The sequence below is a fragment of the Nostoc sp. UHCC 0251 genome (assembly GCF_034932245.1).
Lineage (GTDB): Bacteria > Cyanobacteriota > Cyanobacteriia > Cyanobacteriales > Nostocaceae > Nostoc.
Window position 1 is genome coordinate 1 of the sequence record NZ_JAYGHD010000086.1, and the last position, 17,104, is coordinate 17,104.

General features: G+C 41.6%; 6 protein-coding genes. 2 read left to right on the top strand and 4 right to left on the bottom strand.

Annotated elements, in window-relative coordinates; translation table 11 throughout:
* The 4 genes from VB740_RS12245 to VB740_RS12260 form a co-directional block, all read right to left on the bottom strand.
* Positions 1-3,122: filamentous hemagglutinin N-terminal domain-containing protein (locus tag VB740_RS12245; protein ID WP_323200273.1), on the bottom strand; the 3,122-nt coding region annotated here is incomplete at its 3' end.
* A gap of 263 nt (positions 3,123-3,385) precedes the next feature.
* The gene (locus VB740_RS12250; protein ID WP_323200274.1) at positions 3,386-3,982 is read right to left on the bottom strand and encodes a hypothetical protein; all 597 of its coding nucleotides are present in this window, start codon (positions 3,980-3,982) and stop codon (positions 3,386-3,388) included.
* 680 nt (positions 3,983-4,662) lie between these two features.
* Complete coding sequence (locus VB740_RS12255) at positions 4,663-6,063, bottom strand: cytochrome c biogenesis protein (RefSeq protein ID WP_323200275.1); 1,401 nt, start codon at positions 6,061-6,063, stop codon at positions 4,663-4,665.
* 30 nt (positions 6,064-6,093) lie between these two features.
* On the bottom strand, positions 6,094-6,834 hold the full coding sequence (locus tag VB740_RS12260; RefSeq protein ID WP_323200276.1) for a cytochrome c biogenesis protein CcdA: 741 nt from the start codon (positions 6,832-6,834) through the stop codon (positions 6,094-6,096).
* A gap of 182 nt (positions 6,835-7,016) precedes the next feature.
* Here VB740_RS12260 and VB740_RS12265 point away from each other — a divergent pair, with 182 nt between their 5' ends.
* Positions 7,017-14,126 carry an AAA family ATPase gene (locus VB740_RS12265; RefSeq protein WP_323200277.1) on the top strand — a complete coding sequence of 2,370 codons (7,110 nt, stop codon included), beginning with the start codon at positions 7,017-7,019 and terminating at the stop codon, positions 14,124-14,126.
* Positions 14,127-14,452: 326 nt separating this feature from the next.
* Positions 14,453-17,038, top strand: a complete 2,586-nt coding sequence (locus VB740_RS12270) for a GAF domain-containing protein (RefSeq protein ID WP_323200278.1) — start codon at positions 14,453-14,455, stop codon at positions 17,036-17,038.
* Positions 17,039-17,104: the final 66 nt, after the last annotated feature.

A 17,104-nucleotide genomic window follows, 5' to 3' on the forward strand; every position in this document is an offset into this window, starting at 1 on the left:
CCAGTAGCGATAAAGCGACTAGCGGCAAGTCGTCCTCTAGGAGTGCAGCCTTGAGCGATTTGTTGGGATGCATCCACGATGTTAGAGGGTAGTTCAATTAAGCCGCGACTAGGGTCAGTATCAGGTGTGTTGAGATTTATCTCACCATTTAAGGAAGGCTTGCTTTGGGAGATGGCAGTGATGTCACTTGTTGGCAACTGACTAGGATATAGCTTGTTCGGGTCGGTTGTTTGCAACTGCTGCTCAAGCTCTTGCCGACTGCGCGGCTGTAGCCCAAAGATGCCAGCAGAGTTAATAATAACTTTCCCGCCGCTACCCTCAAAGGCGTTGGCAGTGATATCGCTATTTTCGTTGGGAACTGCAACGATAAAGCCTCGGTAATTTGGGTGGTTATTGATAATGATGTTACCGCCATTGCCACCTAATTTGTCTGTACCTGCGTTGGTGGAGATTTGACTGTTGCGACGGAGTAAGAGTAAGTCACTATTGAGGTTGATGTTACCACCGTTACCGGATGCAGATTCGGCGTTGAGTTTGCCTTGGTTGTCTAAGATAATTTTAGGTGAGTTGATTTCGATGTCGCCTGTCGTTCCTGAACCATTAGAACTGACAAATAAGCCACTGTTAGCGCCAATATTTTCTACCTGATCAGGAAAGTTATTAACTCGGTCATCATAATTAAAGCCACTACCACTAATTATTACTTTATCAGTAGCATTGACAGTTATTTTACCTGCATCTCCTTGCCCAGAAGTACTAGTTGTCAGTGCAGCACCATCGATGATTTCCAAGGAGTTGGTGTACAAATTAATATCGCCGCCTTTTCCCGTTGAGTCTTTGCTGGTAGCAGTCGTCAACAGGCTCCGACCCACAATATCATTGAGATTGGAGCCTTCAAGTGAAGTTCCACTCAGTTTTATAGAAGTGGCATTAACACTTAAAGAACCCGCATTCCCTTTCTCTGTACTGGTTGTTGAAACTGATGCTTGTGCCCCATTTTGGATAAACAACTGTCCAGTTTTAATTATCAAGTTTCCAGCATTTCCTTGACCTGTAGTCCCTGCAATTATACCGCTAGGAAACGGACGCTCTTTTACGACGTTAGAGACTAAGCCTCCAGTAATTCCAATTAGTTCTCTTAAGACATCGGCAGACACCCCTTGCTTTGAGGTGCCGATAAGTTCTACGGATTCGGAGGCGTTGATAGTCAAATCTCCCCCTTTTCCCAAGCTAGAAGTACCCGATGATATGATTCCCCCATTGCTGACTATTAACTTTTTAGTACTAATAACCATGTCGCCCGATTTTCCAGATCCCTGTGTTCCGCTAGCTAAGACGCTAGGTACATTATTGGCTCTGTCGGTGCCTCTTATTTCTACTAACTCCGAAGCATTTACAGTTAATTTTCCTCCTGGCTTCTCTCCAGCAGTACCTGTTGTCACCCAGGCCCCATCACGGACAATTAATCTTTCAGTATCAATAGTCAAGTCGCCTCCTTGTCCCAAACCTGTAGTTTCATTACGCAATCCACTGGGAACTCTATCGGCTATGGTGAACAGCCCTAGTCCTGGGGGAGCATTATTAGCTGAGGTGCCACTTAGTTCTATAGAGTCTTTCGCGTTCACGAATAAATTTCCGGCTTGCCCTGTAGTAGTACTGCCTGCCGATACTACTGCCCCATTAGAGACAATTAATCGCCCAGTTTCAATAGTCAGGTTTCCGGCATTTCCACTTGCAGTAGGTAGAAGGAAACTTAGATCAAGAAAATCACGAAGATTCCTGGGTAGAAGAGTATTAGCATCAATGGAAGCAGAAAACAAGCCAATAGGAACAGTAAAATTGGAAGGTAAACCTAATAAATCAAGAATAGGAATATCGATATCAATGTCAATTGTACCGTTTGATGAGGAACTGCCAGTTAGTTCTACTGAGTCAGAGGCGTTCACAAACAGATCCCCAGCACTACTACCACTAGAAATAGTAGCAGTCGCTACTATTCCATCTTGAATAATCAATTTTCCTGTATCTATGCGTAAGGAACCACCTTTTCCAAAACCAAAAACGGCGTTGTAGATAGAGCTATTTTCGATTCTCACTGTTCCTTTGGCGCTGAGGGTGACATCTCCCGCCTGAGCGTCATCGGCTCCTGCAAGTACGCTAATACCCGCACGTAGACTACTTCCATTCAAAATATCTATATTCTGGGCATTGACGGCAATACTGCCATCACCACCAGATGCAACATCCACTTCAGCGCCCTTGGTAAGCGATAATGAAGCTCGCAATAGGTCAGGCGGAAAATTTAAGCTCAGATTATTATCATTTACATTTAGCCCAACTATTCCTTCTTGCGCTAAACCTCCTAACTCTACTCGCCCACCAAAAGCCTTCAGGGAGCCACCATTCATGTTTATATTGCCACCAACTAGTAGCAAACTAAGATTATCTTTGACACTTAGATTAGCTGAGTTATTTTGAATTGGCGCAGTAGCAATTTGATTGAATAGAAAAGCGGAAGGATTGATTGTCAACAGTGGAGAAGTAGTCGGATTCGTGGCGCTGAAAATCCCTCTATCACCAAAAGCGATCGCATTTGCTGTAGTCGCAACAAAAGAACCTTTAACATCTAGCCTCGCACGCTGGCCAAAAATAATCCCATTTGGATTTATCAAAAAAAAATTAGCGGGAGTATTAGTACTAATTAACCCATCAATATTAGAAGCTGAACCACCCGTAACTCGACTGATGATATTTTGAATATCCGCAGCATTATTAAACAAAGCAGCGCCACCAATAGGTACAGAAAACTCCTCAAAACTGTGAAACAAATTACTTCCTGCTTTTGTTCCTCCAGTAATATTGAATGTGTTTCCATCCTTTACAACGCTGGAGTTTGTAGGCAAGGTGGCATCCGGGGTAATTTGCGCTAAAACACGCTCTTGTAAGGAAGTAATAAATACACTCCCTATAACTAAACAACTTCCTAACCCTAAAAACTGGCTACACCGATACCACCAATCCTGAGTTTTCCTTGATACAGTAGCTGAATTATCACAGTATTTATAAAAGTCTGTTTGATCGATGGGCGATCGCCAATATATACTTGCAGGATAGTTTTTCAACTCTCGTTCTCCCTGAACGAACTGGAAGTAGTTGTGCCATTAGGCACACGCTGCCCGTTCTTGTTGTGTTAAGCTGGCTTCGCTTCGGTATTAGAAGGAGCGAAGAGTATTGTAATACTCAAAAACTGTTACAGTCTGACAATCTAGTCGCATAAGTCGTAGATTGCATTAGACATCTCCAGAAATTAATTATGCGTTACCTGAAACCCTTGTAGAGGCGTTGCATTGCAACGTCAAAACAATTCATTTTCACCAGATGTCTATTATAAAAAAACAGTAAATGGTCCAACAGCATTCAATGGAATGTTGAATCTTGCAATGTCAATCAAATCGCCCGAAACCGGGATCAAAGAAGTAACCCCTTCAACAATACCAACTAAGTCTCCCGATAATGTAGAGATGTTTAAACTTCCGTTTACTACTTGAGAAGTGTAGTTCTGTGGTGCTCCTTCTAGCACAATCATGTCACTAACTCGCTTAAAGTCCTGGATTAGAGCATAATCTGTATTACCATCACCAACGTAAAATTGTTGAGGTGTGGAGCTTAATGAAGACAAACTAGAATAGCCAAGGAGGAATATATCTATCCCTGGGGTGCCAATTAGAGTATCAATCTGACCGACTCCAGCAACTGTTGCTCCATTTGATAAAACGTCGAAACCAAGTCCAGCGATGAGTTTGTTACCTTCACCAAAGCCAGTTATGGTGTCATTCCCGCTGGTTCCTAAAAAAAAGCCAAAGCGATTATTCTCAAATTGTCCAAACTGTTCATAGTGTTGTAGTCCTGAGGTAAAAGAGCCAGCATTAACAGCCGCCGCTACATCAGGGTATGCTAGTAAGTAAGCTTGCTCACTGAACATAGCAATAGCCTCCAGATAGTAATAGGAATATTAATGAAAAAAGTACTATTTTATCAGGGTCTGGCAGTTACTTCCATTAATTTAGAAGCTTATAAGTACTGGAAAAAGCGCTATCTGGTGTTAATTGAGCAAGCGCACAATCTCTAGCCAAAGCAATCCAAGGAGCAAAATCCAAACCACAGGACATTGCACCCTCCACCAATAACAGCACTAAACTTCAGCTAACTAGTACCGCAAGGCGGAAGTCAAAAGTCAAAAGAATTATATTCCGAGCTTCTTGCGCCATTTGAAATGGTATGTTTATTTACGCCATGCTGTACTAGAAATAAAGTTATTAGCTGTTTATTATTTCATAATAAAACTGTAAAATTATTGGGTTGCTAAAAAATTTTTTATTCTTTACAAAGTTTATAACTAAACGTAATCAGGAGCAACGCGATTTGGTGAGGTCGGTGCGATTCGTTGGCTATAAATCAATACTAGTATGGGTTATGAAAGATTAGCCGCAGGGTTATGAACTGAGCAGACATACAAATCAAATCTTTTTTTTCAATGTTTAATAAATACCTCTAATAATTTCCCAATCTGTAGCCGTATGGGCGTAATTAATTGTAAATAACTTTGAAACGCAAAGCTACGCAAAGTAATCTTCTGCGATTTCCTTTGCGCCTCTGAAGCGTTTAAACTTGAATCGCTGTCTCTTTTTCCTCACCTTTGGGCTGTGAACTTAGCTGATCTAAAATTTCCAAAACCTCTTGTTCAAAAGCAACTTGGGCGCGATTAGTTTTGCCACCAACATACAAGCGATCGCCTTTTTGTAATGCCCATATTTGCGAATGAGAGAAGTAACTCATCACCACACCCAGCATTAGCAAGCCAAACCCAGAGTAAACAATTGGTATGCCTGGATCGGCTTTAATTTGTAAGCCAGTGCTGCCAATGACATCCAGAATTTTCAGCTTCACACCATTGACTTGAGTAGACATCCCCGTGCGGACAGTATCAACGAGTTTGCCTGTAGGATCATAAATTAATACCATCCCTTGCAAGTCTTTGGCTAAGAGGGAGACACCCTCACTCAAATCTGGTTTAGTTGGAACCCATGTTCCCCAAATGCGCCCTTGGCCGTTGGTGTTCAATTGCGCCATTGGTAGCTGAAAAACCGGGCTGTTATTAAATTGGACGCGAACACCCGCAATTCCCCAATCAGTTTGATAAAAAGTTACGCCATGATAGCGCAGAGGCTCGTTGACAAAAATCTTCTTGTGGTCAACTTCCTCTCCCTGCTTATTCAAGACGGACATATCTGAATAAAATTGATCAATGCCGCCGGATGGAGTGTAGTCAATCCAAAAACGATTGACACGCACAGACCAATCTTTCGGGACTTGGGCTGCTGCTAAAGGGCCAGCATCGACAATATTTGTCACTTGAAATGTATCGCCACTAGCAACCATTTCCTGAGCCAGAAACCCAGTCATCGCCCCCCAAATTCCCCCTAGCAGAATAGCTACGATGCCAATATGAACGATAATTGGCCCGATGCGTCCGACTATTCCTTTACGGGCGTAGAGGAGATTTGCTTTTTCTGGATCTGGAAAAATTTTGTAGCGGCGTTTCTGTAATATCTGGTTTAAGGAATCTAAGGAACCAGTATCTAGTTCTGCACTTAAAGCTAATTTTTGAAATTGCCGTGGTTCTTCGTAATATTTCCAGCGCTGGGCAGCTTTTAAGGCTGGTAACTGTCGAGTAAATGAACAAGCAGTTAAACTAGTGCCAAATAAGATGAGTAATGACAGAAACCACCAGGTACGATACACGTGGTCTAACCCAACTACTTGAATTACCTTCCAAGTTAAGAAACCAAATAAAGCTGGATGCTCTGGGTAGTTGGCTTGGTAAAATGCGGGTGACTGACCTTGCTCAATTACAGTACCGGTAGAGCTAAAGATTGCAATCAATAGCAGTAGTGCGATCGCTAATCGTAAGTTAGTCAGTATAGGCAAAAGCTCTTGGCGTAAGAACTGCCCAGGTACTGCCCACCATTTTAATTCTTTGGACGCTGAATCTTCTAAAGTCATTAGGTATAAAATGCAACTAAAGTATTGATATTAAAAACTGCCAAGGGGAATCCGAGAAATTAAGGAAAATACACCGAATCCTACCAATAATGCCCCACTAACTGGGTTAATCCAACCAGACCAGCGACGCAATTCTAATAATTTTTTAATTGAAGCTGTAAAAGTACCCGCCAAAATTAATGGGGCTACATAACCGGCTGTATAAGAAAGTAGCAAAACAGCACCTAAAATTAAGTCTTGTGTACTAGCAATCCAACTTAACAAGCTTGCTAAAACAGGTGTGCTACAAGGAGATGCGACTAAGCCGAAAGTCAGTCCCAATAAATAAGAACGCAATCCTGCTGGCAAATCTGGCGAAATCCAATTGGTTTCATTCAACGATGGAAATTGTATAGGCAGTGCTTCTAATAAGTTAAGTCCCATGAGAATAGCGATAATGCTGACGATAATCGGCAAACCAATTCCCACTTGACCGTATACTTTTCCGACTAAACCTGCTATGATTCCTAGTCCTGCCAATGTAGTTGCTAAACCTAAAGCAAACCAAGTTGATTGGGCAGCTGCTTGCAAGCGGTTTTTGGCTTCATAACCACCGATGTAACCAATGGTAATTGGCAGCATCGAAAGCATACAGGGTGTGAGACTGGTGAGCAAGCCAGCGGCAAAGATGATGCCAACGCTTATCACGCTAAGGTGTGTCAATTGGTTAGAAACGAGGCTGTTGGCAAATTGTTCGAGTTGGTAAATTTGGGTTTGCAGGTTATCAAACATGGGGAGTTTCTGAGCGGGAAATGCTTACTCTGCTTGAATTGTAGCTTAATTTTGGTTTTTGAGTCAGTATAACCAAATTATCCAAACCTAATATCATCTAAATTTCATCTGCCCAAAGAAATGTATTTAAAATACAATTAAGCTCGGATTATCCCTGAAGAAGCACGGCTGGAGTGTTTGGCATGATGATTGCATTACCCGGATTTCAGATTGTCACTTTGTTAAAAGCAGGGGTAAAAGCAGTCATATACCGTGGAATTAAGATTAAAGATCAGTGCCCGGTAATTATCAAAGGGCTACGTCCAGAACAGTGTACACCCAATAATATTGAACAACTCAAACATGAGTATGCGATCGCACAAAAGTTAAACACCGCCGCAGCAGTTGTCAAAGCCTACGCCTTAGAAATGCATCAGGGAATCCCTTATTTAATTATGGAGGATTTTGAGGCGCGATCGCTTGACCAGTTGCTAGACCAATTTCAACAGCCTGTGCCGTTTCTGAAGATTGCTATTGAAATCACTAGTAAACTTGCACAAATTCACACTCATCATATTGTCCACAAGGATATTAAGCCGCAAAATATTTTAATTAACCTCGAAACTAATCAGGTCAAAATTGCCGATTTTGGAATTGCTACCTTCATTCCATACCAGCAGCAAATAGTTAGCAGTTCCAGTCGAATTGAAGGCAGTCTACCTTATTTGTCACCTGAGCAAACCGGGCGAATGAATCGAGGAATTGACCATCGCAGCGATTTGTATTCTCTGGGAATCACCTTTTATGAGATGCTGACAGGTCAGTTACCATTTCAAGGCAAAGACCCCTTAGAGTGGGTACATTGTCATATCGCCAAATCTCCACCATCCCCGAATAAGTTAAATTCTGATATTCCTCAAATGCTCTGTGATATCATCATCAAATTGTTGTCAAAGGTTGCAGAACAGAGGTATCAGAGCGCTTTAGGTTTGCAATTTGATCTGGAAAGTTGCTTAAAACAATTGGAGGCAACGGGACAAATAGAATCCTTTGTTTTGGGTGAACAAGATATCTCAGAGCGTTTTCAAATTCCTCAAAAATTGTATGGGCGAGAAGCAGATATTGCCAAGCTTTTAGAAGCATTTGAACGAGTTGTTAGGCAAGGTAAACCAGAACTGGTGTTAGTTTCTGGCTATGCTGGGGTTGGTAAATCTTCTTTAGTAAAAGAAATTCACAAGCCTATTGTGCGAGAACGCGGAGTTTTTATCTCTGGTAAGTATGATCAGTACAAACGAGATATTCCTTACTCCACTATTGTTCAAGCTTTTCAAACACTTGTTAGACAAATTTTAACGCAGCCTGAAGCTCAACTGGTCACTTGGAAAAAGCGAATACAAGCAGCATTAGGGAACAATGGTAGATTGATCACAGATGTAATTCCCGAAGTTGAATTAATTGTTGGAGAACAGCCTCCTATACCAGACTTGGGGCCTGCCGAATCTCAAAATCGATTCAATTTGGTGTTTCAGAATTTTATCAGCGTCTTTGCTCAAAAAGAGCATCCGCTCACTGTTTTTTTAGATGATATGCAGTGGGCAGACAGCGCTACTTTAAAGTTAATTCAAACCGTTATTACTGGGTCTAGTATCCAATATCTCTGCTTCATTTTGGCTTTTCGAGATAACGAAGTAGATGTTATGCATCCCTTTAGTTTGATGATGGAGAAGATTTGCCAGTATGGAGCAAGAATAACTGAAATTATTCTTACGCCCTTGAATCTTGTTTATGTAAATCAGTTAATTGCTGATACCTTGCATAGTTCAGTAGAACGAGTAGAACCTCTTGCTCAATTGGTTATCCAAAAAACTGACGGCAATCCTTTTTTTGTCAATGAGTTTCTGAAAACACTGCATCAAGAAAATCTGCTGATTTTTGACCGCCAACATCGTATTTGGCAATGGAATTTAACTCAGATTGAAGCCCAAGGGATTACAGATAATATTGTCAGTTTGATGATTGAGCGGATGCAAAAACTGCCAGCCGCAACTCAAGAAGTGCTTAAGTTAGCTTCTTGTATTGGTAATCGCTTTGATTTAGAAGTTTTAGCGATCGTTGGTGAACAATCTATTGAAGAAACAACGGATGCGCTTGTTGATGCAATTTTAAGAGGATTAATTATCCCCATAGAGTCAGATGAAACTGCCCAGAAAAACTATCGTTTTTATCATGACCGAGTTCAGCAAGCTGCATACTCCTTAATTGCTGATGAATCAAAGTCGGCAGTTCACCTGACAATTGGACTACTTTTGCTAAAAAATGCTAGTCCTGAACAAGTGAACGAGCAAATATTTGATTTAGTCAATCAACTCAATTTTGCTGTGGATCTAATTATTGAGCAGACAGAAAAAGATGAATTGCTACGCTTGAATTTAATCGCTGCGAAGAAGGCAAAAGCCTCCACAGCCTACACTCCTGCTAAAAAGTTTTTTAGCGTTGCTATGAATCTTTTAGCTGAGAATGCCTGGATTGAACAATATAAACAAACATTTAATTTATTCAGAGAACTAGCTGAGTGTGAATTCTTAACAGGAAATTTAGGACAAGCAGAAGAATTATTTGAATTACTATTCCTGAAGGCAGCATCCTCTGTAGATAAATCTAAGATTTATATGCTGCAAATCAGAATCTATCAAGTTGCAGGAAGATATGAAGAGGCGCTGACATTGGGATTAGAAGCTTTAAAAATTTTTGGAGTGACATTCCCTGATACAAATGAGGAAGTACAAGCTGCGATCGCAATTGAAAAAAATCAAGTATTAACCAATTTAGGTAATAGACAAGTCTCTGATTTAATTAATTCTATAGTAATCCAAGATCCAAATATTAAAACAGTCATTAGTTTGTTGACAACTTTGGGGCCACCTACTTATCTCGGTAGACCCGATCTCTTCCCCTTAGTCGTACTTAAAGCAGTTAACTACTCACTCAAGTTTGGTAATACAGAAGATTCCTGTTTTGCCTACAGCATGTATGCCATGTTGTTGGTTTCTATCTTCCATGATATTCCTACAGGTTACGCATTCTCTGAGATGACAATTCAATTAAATGAAAAGTTGCATGACTTGAAACTTAGAGGAGTTGTTCTGCACATTCATGGAAGTCATATTAACGTTTGGGGTAACCATATCTTTACCGATATTCCATTTTTAGAGCGGGGATTTATCGGCTGTATGGAAGCTGGTGATGTGACGATGGCAAACTATAATGGTTATCAAAGCTCCTGGCAAATTATCCAGTTAGGTTTTCCACTTGCTGAAACATACAAATCTCTAGAAAAATACGCTGTATTCGCCCGCCAGTCTAAACATGAGACTGTCTATCAAACAATCAAACTACAGCAGATGCTACTTATGAATCTGCGCGGGCTGACTCACCACAATCTGACTCTTAGTAATGATGAATTTGATGAATCATGCGCTTTGTCTATCATTACAGATGCAGGTTTTGTCAGTGGAATTATTTTTTATCATATTATTAAATTAATTATATTTTTTACTTATGAAAAATATACAGAGGCGTTTAATTCTGCATTAAAATTGTCTAATTTTCCAGTTAAAACACTAGCATCAATAATTGAAACAGATTACATTTTATATTACTCATTAACTCTCACGGCTCTTTATCCAACAGTATCTTATCAAGAGCAGGAACAGCTTTTACAATCCCTAGAATTCCATCAGCAGCAATTGCAATACTGGGCTAACCACTGCCCTGCAAACTTCTTACACAAGTCTCAATTAGTAGCTGCTGAAATAGCTCGTATTGAAAATAGAGACTTAGAAGCAATGCGCTTGTATGAGCAATCAATTGCTTCAGCCCGTGAGCAGGGATTTGTGCAATATGAAGCTTTGGCTAATGAGCTATGCGCTAAATTTTATGTAGAACAGAAGTTTGAATTAATTGCCAAAACCTACTTGCAAGAATCTAAAAATGCTTATGTACGTTGGGAGGCATCTGCTAAAGTTAAGCACCTCGAAGAATCCTATCCTCAGCTATTGCCGCAACAACAGCTTATCTCTAACGGAACGTTTTTTAGCACAGGTGAACACCTAGACTTTTTATCGGTTGTTAAAGCATCTCAAAGCATATCTAGTGAAATTGTGTTTTCGCGGTTATTGAAGACTTTAATGCAGATTGTTCTTGAGCAAGCAGGAGCAGAAATTGGTTATTTATTGCTTGAATACGAGCAAAACTTGGTAATCGAAGTAGAAGCTAAATTTAATCTCCAAGCAGAAAAGCTCAATGTTTATCGACCTGTATTAGAGGATGAAATTCCACAGGTTATTCCGCAATCAATGCTGAATTATGTTCAGCGAACTCAAGAAACAGTGATTTTGCAGGATGCTACTGAGCAAAATTTGTTTTCTAAAGACGAGTATATAATCCGAAAGCAACCTAAATCTGTACTTTGTTTACCGATCGCACTTCAGTCAAAATTAATTGGTATTTTATATTTAGAAAATAATTTGATCTCCAGCGCCTTTACACATGAAAAACTTTCTGTCCTGGAAATATTGACAGTTCAAATTGCTATTTCTCTAGAAAATGCTCGTCTTTATCAAGGTCTAGAAAATAGTCAGGAAAAACTCAATTTGGCGTTGAAATCTGCCCAAATCGGTGTTTGGAGTTGGGATATTGCCAGCGATCGCTTTGACTGGGATGAGCAGATTTATCAATTATTTGGGTTGACACCGGAAACCTTTGCTGGCACTTCTGAAGCACTTTTAGCTCGTCTACATCCAGACGATCGCGGATTGCTGGCTCAATCATTGAGCCGAGCAATTAACGAAGGCGTGGAGCATAATTTAGAATATCGAATTATTCGAGATGACGGCAGTATTCGCTACGCAGCCTGTCGGGGAAAAGCCTTTTTCAATGAAGCAGGTAAAGCCACACACATGAGTGGTGTTGTGCTTGATGTCACTGATGTCTACGACGAGCTTCGCTTACGCAAACAATCTGAAGCTGAACGAATCCAACTGATTCAAGAGCAAACCGCCCGCCTAGAAGCAGAAGCCAATCAACAACGAGCCGGGTTTTTAGCTCAAGTCAGTGCAACACTCGCCTCTTCCCTGGATTACGAAAGTACCCTAGCAAGTGTAGCCAACCTGGTTGTGCCTTACTTTGCCGATTGGTGCGGCGTTGATCTGTTGCAAGACAACCAATCAATTAATCGGGTAGCAGTTGCTCACCGCGATCCAGAGAAAGTGAGACTAGGCTGGGAACTTTATCAACGTTATCCCAGAAATTTGGATGCACAGGAAGGCGTGCCTAAAGTTTTGCGTACTGGACAATCTGAAATGATAACTGAAATCTCAGATGCATTGCTAGCAAGAGCCATCCCCGATCCAGAACATCTGCGTATTATACGTGAAATTGGATTAAATTCCTGTATTATTTTGCCATTAATGGCACGTGGAAGAATTTTTGGTGCCATTTCCTTTGTAAACGCTGAATCAGAACGTCGTTACAGCACGGCTGACTTGTCATTAGCGGAAGATATTGCCCATCGAGCTGCGATCGCCATCGATAATGCTCGGCTTTACCAAGAAGCACAGCAAGCACAAAAAACGGCAGAACGAGCATTAGAGCGCATTGCCCGTCTCCAATCCATCACATCTGCCCTTTCAGAATCGCTGACACCAGCCCAAGTATCTGAAGTCATTGTAGAGCAGAGCATGGCAGCCTTGGGAGCCAGTTCTGCCCTCGTTGCCTTGGTGAATGAAAGTAAAGCTGAACTGGAAATTCTGCGTGCAGTTGGCTATAACCAAAATTTGGTGGATACTTGGCGTAATTTTGCCATTGATTCACCGTCTCCATTAGCAGAAGCTGTGCGGATTGGAAAACCTATTTGGGCTGAACCAACAGAAAATCGGATAGCTCGTTACCCACATTTAGCTGAAATATACGCCCAATATGACTTTGAAGCCTGGATTTCTATTCCATTGATGGTAGAAGGTTCGGCAGTTGGCGGTATAACTTTAGGATTTGCCCAGCCTCAACAATTGAGTGAGGAAGATCAAGCGTTTATCTTGGCTGTTGCTCAACAATGCGCCCAAGCGATCGCTCGTGCCCATCTCTACGAAGCCGAACGAACGGCGCGAAACGCTGCTGAATCAGCAAACCGGATCAAAGATGAATTTCTAGCCGTGCTGTCACATGAATTGAGAACACCGCTTAACCCGATTCTGGGTTGGACAAAACTGATGCGAACCCGCAAACTTGATCAAGCAACAAGCGATCGCGCCCTCGAAACCATTGAGCGCAATGCCAAGTTACAAACTCAATTGATTGAAGATTTGCTTGATGTCTCCCGCATCCTTCAGGGTAAACTTAACCTCAACTTCGGCCGGATTAATTTGGTATCAGTCATTGAAGCTGCGATCGAGACAGTGCGTTTATCAGCACAGGCTAAGTCTATCGAGATTCAGACAATTATTGAGCCTAGTTTAGGGACAGTTTTAGGCGATGCCAATCGATTGCAACAAGTTTTTTGGAATATTCTTTCTAATGCCATTAAGTTTACTCCCACTGGGGGACAAGTAAAAATTAAATTAGAGCAAATTGGCTCACAGGTACAAATCTGCGTCACTGATACAGGGAAAGGGATTGCACCTGAATTCTTACCTTATGTCTTTGATTATTTCCGTCAAGCAGATGGTGCCACAACTCGCAAATTTGGCGGTTTAGGTTTAGGATTAGCGATCGTCCGGCATCTTGTAGAACTTCACGGGGGAACTGTTCAAGCAGAAAGTCTGGGCGAAGATCGAGGAGCAACTTTCACCGTCAGGCTTCCATGCTTACAGGATGAAAGCAAGGGAATCAAAGATGCAAAAGATAACTCCTCACTTGGGGAAGATCAGCCCTTACCCTTGTCTGGCTTAGAAATTCTCGTGGTGGATGATGACGCAGATATGCGAGAGTTTTTGCCCTTCATGCTGGAGCAATATGGTGCAAGTGTGACTGCTGTAGCCTCAGCCATTGAGGCTTTAACTGCACTGAGTCAATCCCAGCCAAATTTGATCATCAGCGATATTGGAATGCCAGAAATGGATGGTTACATGCTGATGCGACAAATAAGGAGTCTGGAACCAGAGCAAGGTAGGAAAATTCCAGCGATCGCCTTAACTGCTTATGCTGGCGAGATGGATTATCAGCAAGCGATCGCTGTCGGATTTCAACAGCATATTTCCAAGCCTGTAGATCCAGAGGAATTAGTAAAGGCGATCGCATCATTAATTAAAAGTTTGTAGTAAGCGGCTCCAGCCCTACTTTGTTCCCACAGCATCTCCAAGAGAAGGCTGGATCTGCTCACTACCAGCTGCGGAAAACATTGTTTTATTGTTTAAATGAGGGGTCTGACCCTCTATTAATCATCTGTATCCGCCTATGCAAAGGGGTTTTGGTCAATACATGCTTGGTGGTAATCAACTTCCACCCTTATTCACAGGATGACGCTGGCTAAACAAGCGATTAAACTATGGATAATATCAAGCAATTGTTGCTTTTAGCACCACTTACATAAATTTAATTTCATTGTTACATCTAAAATCTCATTCTGTTATATAAAATACCGATTATGTCAGTGTATCAAGGAAGTTGTGGGGAGACTGCCGATTTGATTATTGGTGTTCACAACCAAGAAAACCGCGAATTACAAGCAAATTCTGCTCCTGTAGGTGCTCTTGCCACAAGACAAGGAACTGTTTCTACGTTTCTTGCTCCCTTGACTCAGGATACTTTTAAACAGGTCGTTAAGGATGTCGAGCAAAAATTACAGATTGTCCATCAAACCCTATCAATGCTGGATTCTCAGGGTTTTGAAACCATTCTGCAAGAAATGTTGCATTCGATTACCTTGAAAACTGGCGAATTACTGGGTGCAGACCGGACAACAATATTTTTATTAGATGAAGAAAAAAAAGAACTCTGGTCAATTCTGGCCGAGGGGGAAGGCGATCGCTCTTTAGAAATTCGTATCCCTGCGAATAAAGGCATTGCTGGGGAAGTCGCCACCTTCAAGCAAGTTATCAATATTCCCTTTGATTTTTATAGTGATCCGCGATCGCATTTTGCCCAAGAACAAGAAAAAAGAACTGGCTATCGCACCTACACCATGCTGGCTTTGCCGTTATTAAATGAACATGGGCAATTAGTCGCAGTAGTACAATTACTGAATAAATTAAAATCTGGAAATAATCACGATGCTCCACTTGCAGAGCGCATTGATACCAAAGGTTTTATTCGTGCTGACGAACAATTATTTCAAGAATTTGCCCCTTCTATTCGCCTAATTTTAGAATCCTCGCGCTCTTTTTATGTAGCCACCCAAAAACAAAGAGCGGTGGCGGCGCTGATGAAAGCAATCAAGTCCCTTTCTCAAAGCAGTCTGGACTTAGAAGACACCCTCAAGCGGGTGATGGATGAAGCCAAGGAACTGATGAATGCTGATCGCAGTACACTATGGTTAATAGACCGCGATCGCCATGAATTGTGGACAAAAATTACCCAGGATGATGGTTCAACTAAAGAGTTGCGAGTTCCCATAGGTAAAGGTTTTGCTGGTCTAGTAGCGGCTTCTGGGAAGAAACTGAATATTGCCTTTGATTTGTACGATGATCCTGACTCTGATACTGCCAAACAACTCGACCAGCAAAATGGCTATCGCACCTGTAGCTTACTTTGTATGCCAGTGTTTAACGCCGATCAACAACTCATTGGTGTTACCCAACTTGTAAATAAAAAGAAAACTGGTGATTTTCCACCTTATAATCCAGCTGATTGGCCCAAAGCTCCCGACTGCTTCCAAGCTAGCTTTGACCGCAACGATGAAGAGTTCATGGAAGCTTTTAATATTCAAGCGGGAGTAGCACTGCAAAATGCTCAGTTGTTTGCCACAGTCAAGCAACAAGAACAAATGCAACGAGATATTCTGCGTAGTCTTTCTAACGGAGTGGTTTCCACTGATAAAACTGGGTTAATTATCGCCGCCAATGAAAGCGCCCAACGTTTGCTAGGACTGGGAGTCGATGACCGTTTAGAAGGTAAATTAGTTAATGATGTCATCGGCATCAAAGAAGGTGACTTTAGCAAGTGGTATCAGGATGCTTTACATGCAGTTGACTTAAAAGGCCGCCAGCAATATTATCCAGATCGCACACTTTTAACTACTGGTACAGAACAGCACAGTATTAATTTATCGATTAACACAATTGCCGATGCTAGCGACCAAGAGCAAGTCCGTGGGGCGCTGGTGGTGATGGAAGATATCAGTGATGAAAAGCGGCTTAAGAGTACGATGTACCGCTACATGACCCAGGAATTAGCCGAAGAATTGCTGAAATTGGATGATGCTAAACTAGGAGGCGATCGCAAAGAAGTTTCGATTTTATTTTCCGATATTCGTGGCTACACCACTTTGACAGAAAACTTAGAAGCAGAAGAAGTGGTGAGTATGCTCAATGAATATTTTGAATCAATGGTGGAGGCAGTCTTTAAACATAAAGGCACCCTTGACAAATACATAGGCGACGCCATTATGGCTGTCTTTGGTTCTCCCTTACCCTTAGAAGAACACGCTTGGATGGCAGTGCAAACATCCTTAGAAATGCGGGTTCGCCTGCACGAATTTAATCAACGTCGCTATGTAGATGATAAGCCCAGAATTAAAATCGGCATTGGCATTAATTCTGATACCGTAATTAGTGGGAATATTGGTTCTAGTAAGCGGATGGAATTTACCGCTATTGGCGATGGTGTTAATCTTGGCTCTCGATTAGAAAGTGTCAGTAAACAGTATGGTTGCGACATTATTATTAGCCATAACACTTTTCAACCATGCCAAGATTATATTTGGGCTAGGGAACTAGATTACATTCGTGTCAAGGGTAGAAATGAGCCAGTAGCCATATACGAATTACTTGGTTTGCGTTCTAATCCGATTGAAAGCGAAAAATTGCAAGTGATTGAGCATTATCACAAAGGACGCGAATATTACCTCAAACGCGATTTTAACCGTGCTAGAGCTGAATTTGCCCTAGTTTTGGCAGCTGATAACCATGATAAAGCTGCTATGTTGCATCTCTTACGTTGTCAGCATTGGTTACAATCACCCCCAACAGAATCAGATTGGGATGAAGGAGTCTGGACATTTCAAGAAAAATAAACGTCCTTAAACAATTCGCAATTCGCAATTCGCAATGGGCTACGCCCCGCTACGCTAACGCAATTA

Coding starts and splice junctions, on each gene's coding strand:
- VB740_RS12250 (WP_323200274.1), bottom strand. CDS start 3,982: ATGTTCAGTGAGCAAGCTTACTTACTAGCATACCCTGATGTAGCGGCG.
- VB740_RS12255 (WP_323200275.1), bottom strand. CDS start 6,063: ATGACTTTAGAAGATTCAGCGTCCAAAGAATTAAAATGGTGGGCAGTA.
- VB740_RS12260 (WP_323200276.1), bottom strand. CDS start 6,834: ATGTTTGATAACCTGCAAACCCAAATTTACCAACTCGAACAATTTGCC.
- VB740_RS12265 (WP_323200277.1), top strand. CDS start 7,017: ATGATGATTGCATTACCCGGATTTCAGATTGTCACTTTGTTAAAAGCA.
- VB740_RS12270 (WP_323200278.1), top strand. CDS start 14,453: ATGTCAGTGTATCAAGGAAGTTGTGGGGAGACTGCCGATTTGATTATT.